Annotated in this window: 16 protein-coding genes; 1 reads left to right on the top strand and 15 read right to left on the bottom strand. The window is 67.5% G+C overall.

Annotation, left to right across the window (positions count from 1 at the left end; genetic code table 11):
• The 11 genes from AB7E83_RS14825 to AB7E83_RS14775 all read right to left on the bottom strand — a co-directional run bounded on the left by AB7E83_RS14825 (window position 1) and on the right by AB7E83_RS14775 (window position 13,052).
• Window positions 1-1,899: a hypothetical protein gene (locus AB7E83_RS14825; RefSeq protein WP_428570734.1), complete on the bottom strand. Its 1,899-nt coding sequence runs from the start codon at window positions 1,897-1,899 to the stop codon at window positions 1-3.
• Window positions 1,896-6,029: a phage tail length tape measure family protein gene (locus AB7E83_RS14820; protein ID WP_428570732.1), complete on the bottom strand. Its 4,134-nt coding sequence runs from the start codon at window positions 6,027-6,029 to the stop codon at window positions 1,896-1,898. The genes AB7E83_RS14825 and AB7E83_RS14820 overlap by 4 nt, the downstream gene beginning before the upstream one ends.
• Before the next feature lie 6 nt (window positions 6,030-6,035).
• A complete protein-coding gene (locus AB7E83_RS14815; RefSeq protein ID WP_428570730.1) occupies window positions 6,036-6,311 on the bottom strand; it encodes a hypothetical protein in 276 nt (91 codons plus the stop codon).
• 188 nt (window positions 6,312-6,499) lie between these two features.
• On the bottom strand, window positions 6,500-6,865 hold the full coding sequence (locus AB7E83_RS14810) for a hypothetical protein (protein WP_428570728.1): 366 nt from the start codon (window positions 6,863-6,865) through the stop codon (window positions 6,500-6,502).
• Window positions 6,866-6,910: 45 nt separating this feature from the next.
• Window positions 6,911-7,846 (bottom strand): hypothetical protein, encoded by a 936-nt coding sequence (locus AB7E83_RS14805; protein WP_428570727.1) that lies wholly within the window; start codon window positions 7,844-7,846, stop codon window positions 6,911-6,913.
• Between the two features lie 26 nt (window positions 7,847-7,872).
• Window positions 7,873-8,172, bottom strand: coding sequence for a hypothetical protein (locus AB7E83_RS14800; RefSeq protein ID WP_428570725.1), 300 nt, complete (start codon window positions 8,170-8,172; stop codon window positions 7,873-7,875).
• Between the two features lie 14 nt (window positions 8,173-8,186).
• A complete protein-coding gene (locus tag AB7E83_RS14795) occupies window positions 8,187-8,609 on the bottom strand; it encodes a hypothetical protein (RefSeq protein WP_428570723.1) in 423 nt (140 codons plus the stop codon).
• Entirely contained in the window at window positions 8,606-9,160 is a 555-nt protein-coding gene (locus tag AB7E83_RS14790) for a hypothetical protein (protein ID WP_428570721.1), read from the bottom strand. Before AB7E83_RS14790 ends, AB7E83_RS14795 begins: the two co-directional genes overlap by 4 nt.
• Window positions 9,160-9,771, bottom strand: a complete 612-nt coding sequence (locus AB7E83_RS14785) for a hypothetical protein (RefSeq protein ID WP_428570719.1) — start codon at window positions 9,769-9,771, stop codon at window positions 9,160-9,162. The genes AB7E83_RS14790 and AB7E83_RS14785 overlap by 1 nt, the downstream gene beginning before the upstream one ends.
• A gap of 21 nt (window positions 9,772-9,792) precedes the next feature.
• Window positions 9,793-10,296, bottom strand: a complete 504-nt coding sequence (locus AB7E83_RS14780) for a hypothetical protein (protein WP_428570717.1) — start codon at window positions 10,294-10,296, stop codon at window positions 9,793-9,795.
• 92 nt (window positions 10,297-10,388) lie between these two features.
• A complete protein-coding gene (locus AB7E83_RS14775) occupies window positions 10,389-13,052 on the bottom strand; it encodes a phage protease (RefSeq protein ID WP_428570715.1) in 2,664 nt (887 codons plus the stop codon).
• Between the two features lie 99 nt (window positions 13,053-13,151).
• On the opposite strand from AB7E83_RS14775, the gene AB7E83_RS14770 reads away from it, so the two are divergent.
• Entirely contained in the window at window positions 13,152-14,048 is an 897-nt protein-coding gene (locus AB7E83_RS14770) for a hypothetical protein (protein WP_428570713.1), read from the top strand.
• Here the strand turns inward: AB7E83_RS14770 and AB7E83_RS14765 are convergent.
• From AB7E83_RS14765 to AB7E83_RS14750, 4 genes are read right to left on the bottom strand one after another with little or no spacing between them, the layout of a single operon-like run.
• Window positions 14,045-15,121, bottom strand: a complete 1,077-nt coding sequence (locus AB7E83_RS14765) for a hypothetical protein (RefSeq protein WP_428570711.1) — start codon at window positions 15,119-15,121, stop codon at window positions 14,045-14,047. The genes AB7E83_RS14770 and AB7E83_RS14765 overlap by 4 nt on opposite strands.
• Before the next feature lie 22 nt (window positions 15,122-15,143).
• Entirely contained in the window at window positions 15,144-16,556 is a 1,413-nt protein-coding gene (locus AB7E83_RS14760; RefSeq protein WP_428570709.1) for a hypothetical protein, read from the bottom strand.
• Window positions 16,553-18,202 (bottom strand): hypothetical protein, encoded by a 1,650-nt coding sequence (locus AB7E83_RS14755; protein ID WP_428570707.1) that lies wholly within the window; start codon window positions 18,200-18,202, stop codon window positions 16,553-16,555. Before AB7E83_RS14755 ends, AB7E83_RS14760 begins: the two co-directional genes overlap by 4 nt.
• Window positions 18,199-18,420 (bottom strand): hypothetical protein, encoded by a 222-nt coding sequence (locus tag AB7E83_RS14750; RefSeq protein ID WP_428570706.1) that lies wholly within the window; start codon window positions 18,418-18,420, stop codon window positions 18,199-18,201. The genes AB7E83_RS14755 and AB7E83_RS14750 overlap by 4 nt, the downstream gene beginning before the upstream one ends.
• Between the last annotated feature and the right edge of the window lie 126 nt (window positions 18,421-18,546).

The raw sequence follows: 18,546 nt of genomic DNA, 5'->3' as shown, positions 1-18,546 counted from the left end.
TCATCCCCACAGCATCAGGGCCACGCGGTTCGTGGCGTGATTCGGCGTCATCTCGAAGACGATGGTCTTCTTGCCCGCAGCCAAGCCATGGCGCGGGTCGACGAGCTTCACGCAGTCGTTCAGCTGCAGGGTGGACGTCGGCGTGGGCAATCCGCGCGTGACCTGGATCGGCACGTCGACGGCGTAGAAGCGGCGCCGCACACCGAGCCGGGCAAGCAGCGCGTCAGCCTGGTCGGCCGCGCCGGCGCTCGTCGCCAGGTGCGACTGCAGGTTGAGCTCTCGAGCCTTCGGGTACTGAGTCTTAATCGCCGCGCTCTCGCGAGTCACGGTTCGATAGGCCCGTTCGCAGAATGCCAGGTCCGCATCGCTCGCGCCGGGTATGTCCGTCTTCGACATCACCGTGCCGTTGTGCGCGTAACCCATGTTCACGCGCCAGATGGGCGCGCCCTCGAACTCGTCCTGCGGGGGCAGCGCCTGCAGGTTCTCGCCGAGCTCCGTCGCGGTCAGCGTCAGCACCTCTGTGGAAGTCGCCGGGTCGACCGGGACGACCAGGTCGACGCGCGGATCCACGTTCGCGCTGGTCGCGGTGCCGTAGGCCGGCGTGCCGGCGCCGACGCCACCGGCCAGCTGCGCCAGCAGCTCGCGCGCGGTGATCTCCTGCGTGATGAAGATCCCGCCGTCGCTGTCGCCGGGCAGGTTGTAGGTGTAGACGCCGGCGTCAGCGATCCGCGACAAGATTTCGTGCGCCACGTAGCCCAGGGAGACGCCGCTCGTGCCGAAAGGCGAAAGGTAGCTGGGCGCGTTGTTGCGCGCGTTGAAGGTGACCGCACCGGCCGGCTTCGAACCGAGCCGGAAGTAGACGCCGGTGCCCACGTTGCAGACGTCGTAGCGGCCGAAGGGCGTGCGGTTGATGCCGACCTGGATTGCGCCGCTCCCGGTGCTCGAGATGCTCACCTTGTTCGTGTTGGCCACGGCATCCGCGCTCGTGGGATGCAGTGAGATCACGTACGTGGAGACGCCGCGGGCGTAGTAGTACTGGGTGTCGCTCAAGCCACCCGGCATCGTCGTGTCGCTATGCACATGCACAGCCACGCCGTTGCCGCTCACGTAGCCGACGGTCAGCGTCAGCGTATCGGTCACCGTGTCGACGACGCTGACGTCGTGCTCGTACGCAGCGGTCTGGAAGTCGCCGAGCGGGCGCAGCTCGCCGAGGCTGAGTGGAATGCGCCGGTCCATCACCTCCAGGCTCCACGGCGTGCCGGTGGACGAAAACTGGAACAGCTTGTCGTGGACCTGGTAGATCTCGCGCACCGCGTTGACGCGCACGGGCGTTTCGTTGAAGACGATCCCTTGGCAGACCGGGATCGGCTGGCCAGCGATGTCGTCGGGGGTCCCGTCCAGGCCATTGGGCGCGACGTTGGTGCCGCCGTACTTCAGGGGTTGCACCGGCTGGTCGAGCCCATACAGCTTGTCGCGCACGGGCACGGTGACCACGCCGCGGTCGAAGTCCGGACGGCCCATGAACCCGACGAATGCCACGTCGTCCGCCGTGGTGATGACGCTGCTCGGCGCATAGCGCACGAGGACGGGCTGGCCATCGAAGTTGTAGTCGTCCCAGCCGTCGAGAGCGCCGTTCCTGTTCTGGAACTGCAGCGAGCCGGCGCCCATGTCGGTGCGTCCGATCGCGCGGTTGCCGCCGAAGATCGCCCGGCGGATCACCCCGGCGTTCAGCACGAGCCCTTCCATCCACACGTCGTAATCGTCGTAGGCGACCGTGCCGAAACTCACGATATGCGGCGCGTAGACGCCGCGGGTCGCAAAGCGCAGCTTGACCTGGTTACCCGAGGCGTCGAGCGGGTACATCTCCACCCAGTAGAGGTGCATCACCGGAGCCGTCATGCAGCGGCCCTCTCTTTCACCGGCAGGCCGCGCGTCACCAGTTGCTCGGCATGGCTGCGCTGCGCGCCGACCGCCATTGCGGCCGTGTTCACGCTCACCTCGCCGAAGCCCTGGGCGCTCACGTTGGTGAGCCTGTCGAGCTTGTCTCCGAGGAACTTCACCTGGGCGATCAGCGCGGACATCAGCGACGGCATTGCGTCGGCCGTGCGCGCCTGGTCGGCGGTCAGCACGCGCTCGGCACGGTGCAGCGTCGCGGGATAGTTGTCGTACGGCACGTAGTGCAGGCCGTCCGCGTGGCTGTTCGCCCGCATGGCCGCGATCTCTGCCTGGGCCTGCTCGAAGGCTTTCGCGTAGTTCGAGGCCGTCGCGCCGATCGCGTCGTTGTAGCCGCCGCCGTTGACCTCCAGCAGGGCGGAGATCATGCGTTCGGCGGTCACCCCGCTCTCGATCAGACCGCGCGCGATGTCGACGGCAGAGGATCCGGCGCCGATCGCCTGGTTCACGCGACCGATCAGATCCGCGGACCCGTACTGCCAGCCGCCCGACGTTGAGCCGCCGGTGTCGTCGGGCACGATCATCGAAAGTCCGCCGCCGCCGATCACCGGCACTGACTTCAGGCCGCTGCCAGGCGTGCCCGCCTTCTCCTGCAGCAGCTGCTCGGCGAGCTTCAGCACGGCTTCGCGCACCGACAACACGCTGCCGTCCACCTTGATCATTGGTGCGGTCAGCGCGCGCAGCGCATCCAGCTGCAGCTGCGCCACGTTCACCTGCGCCGCCGCGCTGATGCGCGCGGCGGCCGTGGCCTGGCGGATCTGCTCCAGGTCGGCGAAGTACTTCGTGCCGCTCGAATTGCTGGCCTGGCTCGCGGTCGCGAACTCGCGCGCCGCGGCGATGAAGTCCTCATACACCGACGGGTCCGTCTTCACCTGTTCGGCGAGCTGCTCGAACCGGCCCCGGTTGGCGCGGTACTGGTCCTCCACGGTCAGCATGGCCAGCGGCCCGCTGGCGAGCTCGCGGCCGAACGCGCGCAACGCTTCCACGGCGCCGTTGCTGCGGCTGATCACGTCGCGCAGCGCGCTGCTTTCCCGGGTGTAAGCGGCCTCCAGCTCGCGCCGGCTGGTCGCGATGTCGGCTTGCAGTTGCGCCTGGTGCGCGGCCGCGGCGGCCGTGGCCTCCGCGGTCGCCTTCTTTTCGTCCTCCAGGGCGTACACCCGCTCGAGCAGCGGCAGGTTCATCGCGTCGACAGCCTTGCGCTCCAGGTCGCGCACGTGCGTGAGTTTCTCTATGTCGCTGGCCTGCAGCTGGAAGAGGCGCTCTTCCAGCTGCTGCTTCTCGGTGGCCGCCTTCGTGACGCGCGCCAGCGCCGACTCGGCGGCGTCGCCGGCGAGGCTGGCCAGGTCGCCCAGCGACATCAGGTAGGCCTCCAGCTCGCCGCCCAGGTTCGCCTCCCGCAGGCCGCGCAAAACCATACGCGCGCCCTCGGCCTTGATCGCGGATTCCATCGCCTCGGGCGAGCGGCCCACGTCCCGGTTCAGCGAGGTGAACGCGGTCGCGCCGCCGCGGCTCGCCGTGATGTCCAAGAACGACGACGAGGTGCCCTTGGGGTCGGAGCTGAAGCCCAGGCCGTACTGCAGGTCGCTGATCCGCCCGTACGCGCCAAGGACCTGGGCGTACGTGGACTGCAGGCCGCGCGCGGCCGCCGCCGCCGTCGCGTTCGACTCCGCGTCGGTGCCTCCGACGCCGATGCCGGAGTTGAGCAGGCCCCAAGCGCCGTCGACCTTGGGCCCGCCCGCCTTCTTGTTCACCAGGTTGTAGATCAACGCGGCGCCCATTCCGATCGGCCCGAGGGTGCCCAGCGCGGCGCCGGCGGCGCCCATCATCGCGCCCGAGCTGGCCAGGCTGCCGGCCAGCTCGAGCCCGCCCAGAAGGCTGTAGCCGCCGGCGGCGCCCACACCCAGCCCGCCCATCACGCCGGCGCCGAACGTGCCGCCGATGGTTCCGGTCAGTGCCGACGCGCCGAGGCCCAGAGAATTCAGGATGCTGCTGCCGGCGCCCGCGGCTCCGAGCACGTTGCTGCCCCCGCCGTTGCCGGAGCTGAATCCCAGGATGCTGGTGCCGACCTGGGCACCGAAGCGAAGCGTGGTCGTTGCCGCGGCCTGCTCCAGGCCCTTGAAGAACGCCTTGGAAAAGCTCTCGCCCTTGCGCAGCCCAGCCTGCACGCCGCCATACAGCGCGTCCTCGATCACCTGACCGGTGCGCTCCCACTCCTTGGCGGCCTCGCGCGCGGCGTCGATCGCTTCCTCCTTCACCGAGCCGGCGCGCGCGGCCTGGGCGCGCGTGCGCAGCGCCGCCGCTTCGCGCCGCATGGCATCGCCCATCTTGCCGCTGATGTCGATCAGGTCGGCCTCGATCGCCAGCCGCTCCTTGCTGACGGCCATGTCCTCCAGCTTCGCCGCCTGCAGCTCGGCGACGGCGCGCTTCGTGAGTCCCAGCGTGGCGACGTGCTCGAGGTCCTTCTTCGCCGCGTCTTCCGTCTGCTGCGCGGATTTCTCCAGTGCCTCGAGGCGGTCGGCGTTGGCCTTGGCGTTCTCGTCGAACTCCTTGGCCTCACGCTTTGCCGCTTCCTCCCGGTCCTTCGCTTCCTTGGCCCGCTGTGCAATGGCCTTGTCGCGCACGACAAGCTCCTCCAGCTTCGCCCTGTACGCGCGCTCCGACCCTTGGTTTTCCTTGGCGTAGCCGTTCGCGAGATCGGCCTTGTGCTTGATCAGCGTCCTTTCGGCGTCCGTCAGCTTTTCGGTCGCTTCCTCCTCCGCCTTGAGCACAGCGAGGCGCTGCTCCGCCTGGCGCAGCAAGGATTCGTAGGGGTCACGCGGCGGCGTGCGGCCCCCGCTCTTATCCGCGTACTTCTCTCGCACGCGGCGCTGGGCGTCGACGAGCTCCGCGTCTATCCTCGCCAGCACTTCAGGGTCCTTCGTCACAGCGCTGCGCGTCTTTGCGCGATCTGCCCACCACTGCAGCTCGGCCTTCATGCGCTCAGACTTCGTGCGCAGGCCTTCCATTCCCTTCGCCCACTCGTCGTCGGCCTTGCCCGCGTTGATCGTTGCGTCCGCCACCTCGGTCCGCACTCGGGCCTCGACGCGTTCCACGGCTTGCAGGGCCAGCAACGCGTCGCGTTGGGCTTCAAGCTGCCGAATCTGTTCCTGTCCCCCTGAGCTTCGGCCGGCGAGGCCGCTCTGCATGCCCTCGATCGCGCGGTTGTAGGCATCGATCCGTGCATCCAGACCTTCCGTCTTGCCGACGCCCTTCATCGCCGCCCACGCAGCCGATGCGCCGCTCGTGATCTTGTTCCAGGCGCTTTCGAGCAGCCCGAGGTTCTGAACGAGATCCCCACCCAGGTGCTTGCTGAGTGCCTCGCTCGTGACGCGCATGGCAGCTTGCTTCTCACCTTGCTCATCGAGCTGCTTTATGTAGCGCAGCGTCTCGATGTTGAGGAAGTGGTAAGCCTCGTTGTGCTTCGCGGCCCACTTCGAAACGCCGTCGGCCATCCCGGCGAAGTCCTTCAGCACCTGAGTGTTGGTTTGCCCGCTGTAGCGCGCTACCAGCTGCACCGCTTCGCCGACTGATTCCAAGCTGTCGACCGTGAATCGCCCCGTAGCGACGAGGCCCGCCAAGACTTCGCGCGCGCTGCCCACGTTGCCGCCGATGCTGGCCGCGAGCGTCATGGCCATCTTGTCCAGTTGCCCGCTCATGAGACCGGCGTAGTTCCCGGTGAGCAGCAGCGTGTCGTTCAGCTGCTTCTGCTCTTGGTTGCCCTGGTACGCCGCCACCGCAAGCGCCCCGATCGCCGCCGCTCCGGCCGCGGCGCCGGCGGCGACGGCGGCCAGGCGCGGCACGCTGGTGCCGAGCGCATCAGCCAGCGCCGTCGCCTTGTCCTTCGCTTCGCCGAGCGCTCCAGTCTGCTTTCGCGCCGCATCCGTCAGGCTGTCGGACGCGCGCGCCGCGCCCGCGGCCTGCGTCTCGACCTTGCCCACGCCCTCACGCGTCGCCTGCTCCGCCTGGCGCCATTGCTCCTTGTATTCCTGCAGCTCGAGCGCGAGCCGGACGACCAGGCTGCCGATGCTGCGGTTCATGTCAGCTCACTCCCGCTGCGCGCGCTCGGCTCGCAGCTCCGCATCGCGCTCGAGCACGGCGCGCTCCATCCGCAACACGTCCGCGTACATCTCCGCGCGACGCGCGCGCGCCACGCACTGCAGGCGCAGGGAACTCTCGACGCGCTCCGCCGGCAGGCCGGCGCGCTGGATCTCGGGGAGCGCGACGAAGTTGCCGCCCGGCAGCGGCCGCATCTCGGTGTATGCCAGCATGTTCCACTGCCCCGTGAGCGACAGGAAGAACAGGAACGTCTCCCAGTTCACGCCCCACACCGGGAAGTCGTCGTCCGCCTCGCGCTCCGCGATCGCCTCGGCATCGGCAATCTGCGCCCTCGCCTGCGCGAGCGCCTGGGGCGTGATGCCGGGCAGGCCTGCGAGGCCCTCCAGATCGTTTTCCGAGAGGGGCTGGTCCGGCAGCGCGCGCGGGCCCTCGGCCCAGCGCTTCGCCGCCTCTACAAGTTTTTTGCGCGCGCACCGTTCACCTGTTCCCAGAATGCCATCGCCGTGAACATGACGAAGTTCGGGACCTTCACCGCGGCCGCCAGCGTCTCGTCGTTGAACGGCACTTCCTGCTTCGTGTCGTCGTCGCGCATTTGCCAGCCGATCAGCACCGCGCCCTTGCGCTCCTGCGTACCGTCGCTGACGCTGCCGAGCACGAGCTCGTCGTTCGCGGTCGCGCGCAGCGTCTTCAGCTCCTCAGCATCCGGGTGCCGAAACACCGCGACGTAGTCGCTGACGTCGTAGCCGCCTTCCTTGTTGGCGACGGGAACCTTGACCTTCGCGGTGAAGGTCTCGTCTTTCGAAAACTTGAAGCCCATGGTGTCGGTCCTGTGGTGGTAGTGGTGAGAAGGGTGGCCGCCCGGCTACTTCCAGGTCAGCACGAGTTCGTCGTTGCCCGCATTCGGATTCAGCGAGAGCTGGCCGTTGAGGAACACGCGGTTGTTGACCGTCGTGAGGTCGGGGTCGGCAGTGAACTGCGCCTTGGGCATGTCCATCTGGACCTGGTTGCCCGCGCCCACGCCGTGGATCATCTGGATCGCGGCCTCGGTGTTCAGCCGCACGGTCTCCGCCCAGTTCTTCGTCGACACGCTGGTGAGCTCGAACGTCACTCGAGCGGACGGCTGGCGGTCGTTGCTGTTGACCTCGCTCTCGTTGATCAGCTCGCTCCATTCGAGCTGGTTGCCCAGGTCCCAGCTGAAGGCGGAGGCCTTCACGGCAACGCCATGCACCGTGAACGTGGGCGTGTTGACCTTCTGCACCGGCAGCGGCTTGAGGAACGCGCTGAAGTCGTAGTCGGTGGGGAAGGTTGCGTCGGCCGGCGCCACGTACTTGCCCATGGCGCGCCACTTCAGCACGGGGATGCCCTTCGGGTTGAGCTCGGCGCTCACCGTGGTCCAGGCGTCCTCGATCTTGAAGACGACGCCGTCGACGTAGCACCACAGCGTGAGGTACGTGTGCGCGCTGCTGTGCAGGTTGTACGCGGCGCTCGTGTCGGCGACGAGGGTCTCGGCGAAGCCCGCACCCAGCAGCAGCGGCTTGATCGGCGGCGCCGTGCCGGCCGCGGTGGATTTCGCGAGCTCGGTCTCGAACTCGATCATTCCGTGCTCGCCGGTGGCGATGGTGCCGAAGTTGCCCTTCACCGCCTTGACCAGGTTGCGCTGCAGGTACTCCATCGCGATCGGCTTGGGCATCGCCGTGCGCGTCTGGATCGAGTTCGACGCCGCCGTGGGCGAGCCGGGCGAGCCGAGGCCCGCCTGCGCGACCGCGATTACGAGCATCCGTCGCATGAGTTTCGCCATCGTGGTTCTCCTTCGGCCGCAGCCGTTTACTGGCCTTCGGCCGGGGGTTGGGGTTGGGAAGCGGCGGCGGCCGTCTCGGCGGCGTCCTGTTCGGCCTGCACGGCACGCGCCGTGTCGTCCGCCGGCGTGCGCACGCCCGTGCGCGGGTCGCGCGTGTAGCAGCCGGGCATGCCGGTGTACCGGTCGCGCGGCCAGCCGCCAGCGGGCTCGCTGGGCGCGTTCTCCGCGCTGGTGTCGCCGGCCGTATCGAGGGTGCCGCCGGCGGCGGGTGCGCCGGCACCTGGGGCGGTGTCGTTGACGCGGGTGGAGGTGTTGCGTTGCTTCATGGAGTTCTCCGGTTTCAGGCGTCGACGGCCAGCTTCAACAGCAGCCAGCCATAGGGGTGCTCGAGCTGCTTGCTCAGGACGAACGAGCCGGGGAGGACGTCGTCCGCGGGATCGAAAGGACCGGTCGCGCACCAGGCGGTCAGGTCCTTCAGCCACTGCAGCTCGGCGCTCTCGACGTCGGCGGGCGTCGAATCGTTGGCCACCTTGAGAAAGACCACGAGCGCGACGTCGGCCTTGCCGAGCTCGCCTTCGCGGCCGAGGTAGTTCGCGAATTCGCCGCCGCCTTCGGCAACCAGGCAGATCACGCCGTGCGCGAGCTGCTCGTCGCCTTCCTGCGCGGGGTCGATCAGGTCGCGGGTGACCTTCACCGGCGACGGGAACGCCGCAGCGAGGCTGTCTTTCAGGCCTTCGAGCACGGCGTCGAGGTCGAAGCTCATGCCGTAGCACCTCCCGCGGCGCGCTGCGTTGCGCCTGCGGCGGCCGCCTGCAGGCGCGACGCGATGACGGGTGCCAGCTCGTCGAAGGCGGGCTTCATGTACGGCCCGGGTTTCACGCCCTTGTGGCGGATGTGCCAAGCCAAGCCCTCGTACCGGTCGCGCAGTTCCAACTCACGGCGCACCGCGGCCATGCTGTTCGCGCGCGGCTTCGCCTGGCCACGGAACGCGGTCGTGCGCAGCCAGGCGATGATGTCCGCGGCTTCGGGGTCGCTGAAGCGCGGAAGGCCCTTGCCGCCCGGCTTGACGCCCTCTTCCTGCGGCACCGCATAGTTGGCGGAGGGCGCGATCTCGTGCACCAGCTTCGTAGGCGTCGACACCTGGATGCCGTTCGCCAGAAGCGTGCGGAACTTGCGCGCCTTGAAGCGAGCGCGGCGCGCGACCAGCTGCGCGCACACGTCCAGCTCGGCGTCCAGTTCCTTCTCCGTGGCCTCCGGGATCTGGCGCATGGCCATCACCAGGCGCGACTCGCCGACGATTTTGCGAGTGGCCATCAGCGCGCCTCCCTGAAAACGTCCATGAGCAGCTGGAACAGCGCCGCGGGCGTGCTGTTGCGCGGCGTGCCGGAGAGGCCGTCGCGCATGCTCACGGGCTTGCCGGCGTTGCGGTTGGCCATGGCGAGCATGGCTTCGGCCTGCGCACGCACGAGCAGCAGCCCGCGGTCCTGCGGGTTGACGGTGGTGTCGGCGGCCGTGGCCGAGATCACGTGCGTGGCGAAGTACCAGTAGCTGAAGGTCGAGCCGAGCACGCCGATCTGCGCCGCCGTCGGCGCGGGCTCGAACTGGATCCACCAGGCATCGCCGTCCCAGGCGGCGGCGGTGAATGGCAGCGGGCCCGGGTACGTTGGTTCCCAAGGCTTCGGCAACCGTGCAGGATCGCGCCACAGGTCGATCTTCAATGCGGCGAAGTCCGCGGCCGGGGCGTACCTGGGCGTGCCGGCGACGAGCGCGAGCTGACCCAGCCGCGTCAAGGGCTTCTTCACCTGCATGTCGGGCAAGGCCTGCTGCAGGAAGCGCTTGAAAGCGGCGTCGTTCGCCTCCGTGAAGGCGTTCGCTGCGTCGAACAGCGAGGCCTTCAGGTCGGCGACCAGGTCGGCTTCGGACATCGTGCCCGGCATGGACTTCCCCTACGCGGCGGGCGGCGAGATGTCCGCCAGATGCTGACGCAGACGGGCCAGATCGCCCTCTGCCTCGCTCACCGCGGTGTCCGCATCGAAGCGCTCGACCTCGGGCGCGTCCGCGGTCAACGCGGCGAGCTTCGCCCTGGCGGCCTCGAGCGCTTCACCGGCGGTCGCAATCTGCAGCTGCGTGTCGCCGCGCTCCAGGAGGAGTTCCTGGATTGCGCTCGTCACGCCCTTGCGGCCGGCGGCCGACTGCTCGAGCGCGTCGAGCGCGCGCAGCTGCTCGTCGTCGAGCAGGTGCAGCTCGGGCAAGAGCGCCTTGATGGAGAGCTCGAGCAGCTTCGCGAGCTCCGAGGCGGCGTCGGGTTGCTCCACGTCGGCGGCCGGCGCGGACGACGCGGCGGACGGAAGCAGGTGGATGGGGATCTCGCGGCCCTCGCCAGGCGGGATCATCTTGCCGCCGACGAAGATCGTCTGCGCGGTCGGGTTCTCGACGTACTTCACGCTCATGCCAGGCTCCTGGTGCGCCCTGTTCGCATGCCCCGCCCGGGCTCATGCCGGGCGGGGGGCAGCTCTCAGGACGGGGGTTATGCGAAGTCGGATCAGCGGTCGACGCGACCGTTGCCGCTGTACAGCACGACGCTGGTCGCGGCGAGCTTGCGGTTCACCGGCGTGTGCGACGCGATGAACTGCTCGCCGTAGCCTTCCTTGGCGGCGATGAAGTTGCCGTTGCTGTTGCGCGCGTCCTGCAGCGGGCCCATGGACCAGGGCTTGAGCATGCGGAAGTGGCTGTTGCCGCGTTCGGCGACGACGATGCGGTTGTCGTTGATCAGCAGGCCGGGCCCGCGGACCTTGAACGTACCCACGCCCTTCGTGACGCCGACCGTGCCGTCCGCGTTCAGGCTGGTGCCCGTGCGCGCGCCGTTGGCGGTGAACGTGGTCGCCTGGCCGAGCGCGTTGTCCACGCCGCCGGTCATCAGCACCATGTTGGCGGTGTAGTAGCGATCGTCCTCGATCACCGAGCGGCGCGTGCCGATCGCGGTGAGCAGGTTGTCGTACTTCGCGCCGACGGTGAGCGAGCCGAGATCGATGTCGAACTTCGAGACGTTGGTGCTGTACGAGTACGACGCCACGATTGCGTGCGTGTTCGGAGGAACCACGGCCACGCCCGCCTGGTTGACGAACCGCACCTCGCCGAGGTTGTAGTCCATCACCCAGTAGGTCCCGTTCGCCAGCGCCGTGCCGTCCGGGTTCGGCAGGTATTCGCCGGCCGTGGCCACGCTGTTGATCGACACCGAAATGGCGTTGACCGTGCTTCCCACCTGGGCGCCCTGCAGGTCGAAGTACTTTCGCGGCTTGGCCACCGGGAAGTTGTTCAGCGCGAAGATCGTCTTCGTGCCGTCGCCCGAGGCCACCGCCTCGTTGCTGACGGCGACCACGGCGTATTCGTCGGAGGCCCGCACGATCTCGTTGAGGTTGATCGCCTCGGTGTCCTCGCCGACGATGCGGACCATGTTGGCCACGTTCTCGGCGATCGGGTCGAAGTTGATCGGGCTGGCCGCCAGCAGGTACTGCATCTCGTTCGAGACGTTGAAGGCGAGCTTCTGCGGGATCGGGTAGGCAATGTCCCAGTCCTGCTTGATGCCGGCCTTCTGGATGGCCTGGCGTTCGTAGATCCGGGTGTTCACCGTGCCGGCGGCGGTGGTGTCGCGCCAGCTGTACGGGATCATGACCTGGGGCGCCATCGCGGCGGTGCCCACGTTCATGAAGTTCAGGCTGATCAGGTTGTACAGCGCCTCGCGCAGCACCGTGCGCTCGACCGAGTACGGCACCTTGATGTCGCTGATGATCCCCGTGCCCGCCGCCAGTGCCTTGTGCTCGATGTGCAGGTGCGCTCCGTGGGCACGGTCGTATTCGGCCAGCACGCGGTCGGCGTACTCCTTGTTGGCTGCCAGCAGCCTGCCGCCGGTGGCGTAGAAGCGCTTCTCGTCGCCTTCGGTGCGCGTGTAGCCGAGCCGCTTGTCGACCGTCTCCTGCAGGCTCTTCACCTCGTTCGAGCTGTCGACGGAGATATGCACGCTGCCCGAGGGCGGGGCGTAACCCAGGGTTGCCAGCTTGACCGCGGCCGACAGCTTCTTGGCGTTGTCCACCACCATCGCGGCGAGCGCCTTGACCTGGTCGTCGGTGGACACGGCGGTGATCAGCGCGTGCATCGGCGTGGCAAGCGCCGTGACGCCCTCGTCCGTGAGCGTGCTGTCGCCGGCCTTGATCGTGTCGGCCAGGAGCTTGTGCTTGGCCTGCAGGGACGTCTTCGCGTCGTCCGCCGCCTTGTCGCGGGCCGCGAGCGCCTTCGTCACGGCGTCTTCGACGTTGGCGTCCGGCGTCGCCAGAGTGATGGTGACGTTGCCGCCACCGCCGGCGGCCGCCAGCTTCTTGACCTCGGCGTGAACCGTCTTGCCGGTCTCTTCCCAGGCCAGGACGATGGCGTCTTTCGCCTTGACGTCGGCCGCAGCGTCGATCTGCTTCTTGGCCTCGGCCAGCAGCTTGGTGACGACGGCGTCGCTCAGGCCGAGCGCCTTGAGCTTTTCTTCGAGTTGCTTCAGGTGATCCATGTCCGACTCCTGTGAAAGTTGGGTGAGTTCGCGCAGGAGGGCGGGCGAGATGCAGATCCGCGCGGCGTCGACGTGATCGCCGTCGTCCACCGAGAGCTGGATGGGGTCCAGCTGCTTGATGACGGGGCGGATCGTCAGACCGGCGCCGAGCAGGACGCAGCCGTGCTGCAGCTGCTTCTCGTTGTCCGTGAATTTCTCGTGGAACTCGGCGCTGAGATAGGTGAAGCCGCGGTTGCGCACGGCATCGATGCCGAACGCGGTCCACTCCACCAAGGCGCGCAGTCGACCCGTCTCGATCGCGAGTTTCAGGATCTTGGCGGCGGCGCCGTCGCTCGGGCGGTGGCTGACGTCGATGAAGATGTCCTGTCCCAGGACACGCTTGTCGAAGTTGCCCACCATCTGGTTGAGCATGTCCAGCGTGATGCTGAAACGCCCGTAGCGCGGGTCGCTGAAATCGCCCACCCGCGTCAGAGTCACCCAGCTTTGCTTCTGCCCCTCGGCCAGTTCGACCGCCTGCGAAAGAAACCGTACGCGGCCGATCGCGGCCGAGGCTTCCTCCAACAGGAAGTGCCGGCCCCCGAAGGTGCCGGCCTGGCTGGCGATCGCCGCGGCTGTCGCAGCCACGTGCATCGCCCTGAGAGCGTTCCGCTTCATTTTCGAGTCCCCTGAGCCTCCTACAGCTCGGAACCGATGCTCAGCCTTTCGTCATTGCAAAAAAAGGAGGTAAAACGGTGGACCCGGAGAATGCCGCCAATGAACATCGCACCAGAGACCATGCGCCGACTGGCGTTCACCAAGTACCTGCATGCTTCGGCGGAGCAACAATCCCGAGCGCCTGGCTTGCGCAACAGCGCATCACTGCTGGAGTTTCACGACGCGGTGGAGATGTTCTTGCTGCTGGCGAACGAGCACATGAATACGGGCCTCCCCGCTCGCGCGACTTTCGAGCAGTACTGGGCCCCGCTCTCTGAAAAGTTGGGGGCTGCTCTCCCGAAGCAAACCGCGATGAGACGGCTCAACGATGCCCGGGTGTCGTTGAAGCATCGAGGCCAGTTGCCCAGTGCCGCCGATGTCTCGCTCTACAGGGAAACGTGCTCCGAGTTCTTCGCGCTCGCGACACCGCTGATTTTCGGTATCGAGTTCAGTGCGATTTCCCTCGCGGCATTCGTTGAGCCGCATCGCGCCAGAGTCTTTCTTCAGGCCGCTGCGTCCTGCCACGCCTCTGGTGACAAGCAAGGTTCCGCCGAGAACTTTGCCATGGCGTTCGACGCGCTGTTGAAGCACTACACCGATCACGACCCGCTTGAAATGGGTCGGCAATCACCATACGACTTCGGGCGTGATCTCCGCTTCGCCAGGTTTTCATCGAGTCGACGCGGTGACGATAGAGCCCTTGAAGATTTCTCACGCGCAGTGATCGAGTCCATCGAACCGATGCGGCGATCGCTGAAGATTCTCGCGCTGGGGCTGGACTATCGAAGCTATTCGCGATTCAAGTGGTTGACCCCGATCGTGCATACGTTCGCGGCGGGGAATACCAGCGTCGAGTGGAACCGGCTTTCGCCGGAAGATATCGACGACGTCTCACTGGACTTCTGCGAGTCATTCGTGGTCGATTCAGCACTGCGGCTAGCGAGCGTGGACGCTTAACGCTGAACGCGACGGTCAACCTCTCGCAAGGTCGCGCGGATCGCGCCCTTGGTCAACAGGCCTCGATCGAAGTAGCTGGCCTTCTTCTGTCCCAGCACGCCTTCACGGATCGCGGACCCCAGCCGCTGCAGTGCCTCCAGCTCGGTCTCCTTCCCGGCGCGATCGGCAGGCGTGATCTCGTCTACGAAGACGATCTCGAGAAAGCTCAAAGTGTTGGGATGCGCGGGCCATGGGGTGAGCTCACGCGTCGGGTAGACGCCGGCGCCCAGGCCGTGCAGGTTCTGTCTGGCCAACAGGTCACAGATGTCGACCTCCGGGTGCGCCGGGCTGAGCAGGAATCGGAAGCCCGAGAAACCTGGAGTCTTCTCCGCGCCGGCCATGAAGGCCTCGCCATGCGCCCGATTGAGTTCGGTGCGGAAAACCCGCTCCGCCTTCCACACCTCGCCACCGTCGCGCGACGTCAGCAAATCCGCGAGTTTCGCGACGTGGCCCGCGGCGCCCGCGCGATCGAGCTGCTGCATGGTGGCCGGTACCGCACGGCCCTGCAGGGCGAGCTCCTGCGCCGCCCGGGCCGCGCTGCTGCCGCGGATCACGGCGCTGGCCACGGCGCGGCGCAGCGCCTCCTTCGCGCCCTCGTTCAGCCGCCAGACGCGCTCGGAGAGGTTGAGCCCATCCGCCTGCGTGAACCGGACGACGAAGTCCACCGCGGCCTCGCTGACGCGCTGCGCGGCCGCGCCCTCGAGCACCGCCTCGGATCCACCGACGGCGATCACGCCCTGGGCGGTGTACGGACGTACACCGAGCTCCGCTGCGCGGCCGATCGCCTCGCGCAACATCGAATCGCGCTCGGCCCCCAGCCTGTCGATCGCCGCCTCGATCTGCTGCAGCAGCTGCCGCAGGCGATGCTCGGGCACACGGTCGCCGGCGTCCGCCGCGGCGTAGATCTCCCGCCGCACATCTTCGGCCGACCGCTCGTACAGCAGCTTCAGCTGCTCCACCGACTGCAGGTCGAGCTCGCGCATGGCATTGCGAGCCTGCTGGGACGCGCGCTTGATCGCGGCGGCTTGCTTCACGGTCCGGCCTCGCTGGCAGCGCTCAGGCGCGGCCGCGGCCGCCGTTGCCGCCGGCGTTGCTGATGCTGGTCGAGCTCTCCTGCTTCGGCGCGTTGCCCGGCGTCACGCTGACCTTCGCGCCGGCCTGGCCGCCGCCGGCGCTGGGCAGCGGGTAGGGATCGGTGCGCTTCGCCTGCTCGGCGAGCTTCTGTAGCACGAAGTCAGGATCCATGCCCATGTTCGACCAGATCATCTCCCACGGAATGCCCAAGGCCATGTACTTCAACGCGAGGTCCGCCACCTGGTTGGGCGTGTCGGTGCGCCGCTGGGCGAAGCGCAGCGTGAACTCGTCGGGATCGGGGTCGACGCCTTTGAACAGCAGGTGCATGCGGAACGCGATCGCATACGCGCTCGCCTGGCAGTCCTGCAGGCCGTCGACCTCGTCGTAGTAGTCGCGCTTCAGGTCCTCGAGGATGTCGCGGTTCAGGCCATCGGTGTAGCCGAAGAGCGCCTTGGGCGCGGGCCCGCCGGCATAGAACGAATCCAGGAGGTGGACGACGTCCGTGATCTCGCCCAGCGTCGAGTCGCCTTGCACGGGCTGCACCCCGCCCTTCCGGTTCAGGTAGAAGTCGGTCGTGATCTCACCTTGTTTGGCCTCGTGGTCCTGCCGATACTTCGCCAGATCGTCGTCGGTGGCGCCCTCGAGGACATGCGCGAGGCGAAGCGGCGCGCGCATCCGCCGGCGGATGACCAGGTCCTCTTCGGTCATCGTCAACTTGCGCCACGTCTTCGCGCACGAGTCGAGGAACGGGCGGCCCATGCTGCCCAGGTCGTCGAAGTTGTCGGGATCGAGCCGGGCCATCACCATCTGCCACGCGGCCCAGGAGCCGATCGTGCGGCCCGTCATCACGTCACGCTGCTCGAAGGCCTTTGCCGGGTCCTGGAAGCGGCCGCCCAGGTCCGTCATGGGCTGGATCGTTTCGCTCGGCATTCGCACCCCCGCCACGACGTTCATCGTGCTGTCGAAGAGCAGCTGCAGCGGCAGGTTGCCCTCCATCACCAGGCCGCGGCCGTCGCTTTTCAGCTTCTCGACGTTGTCCAGCTGCAGGCGTCCAAGGAACGCGGACCACTCGCGCTTGAGGACCTCGCTGCTGTGCCGTTCCTTCACCTGCAGCACGAGCCCGCCGCGGATGCAGTCGCGCGCGAGCTTGCTGTGGATCCGCTTCACGCGGCCGTCCTCGCGGTCCATGGTGCGAATCATCTGCACGAGCTCGCGGCGCTCGGTGTCGATCCACATGCGCGCGTACAGGCGATGCAGCGCCGTCTCGGCGTCGACGCGATCGCCCTGCTCGCCCTGCAACTTGCCGCCTGCGGCCGGAAAGAACTTTTGCCACGCGGCCCTCATGGACCGGCTGGCCACGGCCATCGTCTGCTTGATCGGAACGAGTGCGTTCATGCGGCGGCCCTCCAATGGCCTTCGTTGACAGGGGAGTACGCGCGCACCAGCCGACCCATGCCGCCGGGTAGGCCGAGCAGCTGGTCCCGCGAAACGCTCTTGGACTGGATCGTGGTCGGCGCGTCGGCGAGACCACGCGTCAGCAGCGCATAGACCGCGGCGCAGGCCGCGTCGAAGAAGTCGTCGCCGATCTTGGGGTCGGCCATCTTGAAGCTGCTGTAGCTCGCCTGTGTCGGCACGGCGCGGATGTTGTTCAACTGGCGAACGAACGCACGCCACTCCTCGGGCTCCGCGTCGTCCATCATGTCGACGTAGGGGAACGCCGCGCGGCCGTGGTGGAACACTTCGCGCAGCGCGCTGGCCATGACGTGTTTCGTCATTCCATCGAATCGCATCGGAGCGAACGCCCAGCCCGCCCAGGCCGTTGCGTTGCTCTGGCCATCGTCGACGGTCTCCCGATTGATGTGCGTGAGGCCTTGGCGGAAGAGCTCGTCGTTCAGCCCGGTGAGCATGCCGACGCCGTACGCGTCGCCGATGGCGTAGTCGGGGCGGAAGTAGTCCCACAGCGCGACCAAGTCCCGCGCCAGAACCTTGTCGTCGACGCCGGGCGGCCACCATTTCGCGAACGGAAACGTACACCAGTTGCCCATCTGCTCGCACACGACCAGCGCGCTCCGCGAAGCCTCGGGCCGCTCGCCGTGTCCAGTGTGGTCGTAGCCGAAGGTGACCAGGCCACGGCGCTTGTAGCGCTGTCCGGGCAGCGGCCCGGCACGCTCTAGCATCGCCTCGAGGCCCAACGCGCTTGCGCGCTTGAGGTAGCTCTCCCAGATCCAGTTCCGGGCCTGCACGTTGCGGCACAGGAACTGCCGCAGGTACTCATCGGCCGGCAGCTCGATGCGCATCTGGTCGGCCCATTGCCGGTTCACCAGACCCATTTCCACCGCGAGATGCACGTCGACGGACGGCAACTGGTGGTACTGACCTGTGGCGATCATGGCCGAGAGGACGTCGGCGCCCTTGAACACGCCAGTCACGCGGATCCGCGGCGTGAAGCCGGCCTGGCGCGGATCCGCGCCCATGCGTCGGGCCGCGCCGAGCATGGGCAGGAATCGCGAAAGCAGGCGGTCCAGCGGCATGTCGTCGACCTCCTCGAGGTCGGCGATCGTGATGCTGTCGCCGTCGACCTGGCTCATGATCCCGTAGGCCGCGGCGCGGCTCTTGTTCACGAACTGGAAGCCGGTGTCCTTCAGCTGCGGCCGCCCGTTGTCGTATTCGATGAACGCACGGAGGATCTCGCTGCGCTTGATCGCGTCGAGCATGTAGTTCAGGTTGTTCTGAGACTGCTGCATCCGCGGCGCGACGATGCCGCATTCCTGGTGCGGCTGCGTGGCGAGCTCTTCGAGGTTGTGCAGCTCCTTCACGGCCGTCTTGCCCGTGCGCCGGCACGAGAAGTCCACTGTGTTCGGGTTCTCGTCCATCTCCTGCATCTTCAGGACCTGCATCGGGTCCAATTCGACGTTGTGGACGTACTTGTGCCACAGGGCATGCGGGCGGATGCCGGTGGCCGGGTCGGGCTCGGCGAAGCGCATGATCTCGCGCTCTGCGAGCACGCTGCTCTTCCTGCGGTCGGCGGCCGAGGTCCTCACGCCTTGTCGCCCTGAGCACGATGCTCGATGAACACGGGATCCTCGCGTACGCGATCGGCCGCCCGACCGAGCTTTTCGCGCATCAGCTTCGTGGCTTCCAGCATGCGCTGGTTGAAGCCCTCGAGCGACTCCTTGGACGCCTGGTCCAGTCGCAACGTACCCATGCTCTCTTCCTCGGCAGCATCTGCGCGGCGGGCCGTGATGCCCAGATCGTCCATTGCCTATTCCACTGATCGCGGGCACCCATTCCACGCGATGGCGGGCAGCGTTCCATCGTGATCGCGGGCAACGTTCCGCCGTGATGGTGGGCAGTCGCGCGTGGCCCGGAGTGACGGTGGAATCGT

The organism is Ramlibacter sp. (assembly GCF_050250995.1).
GTDB lineage: Bacteria > Pseudomonadota > Gammaproteobacteria > Burkholderiales > Burkholderiaceae_C > Ramlibacter.
Note: the sequence above shows the minus strand (reverse complement) of the source record. Positions and strands in the feature narration are given on the sequence as shown.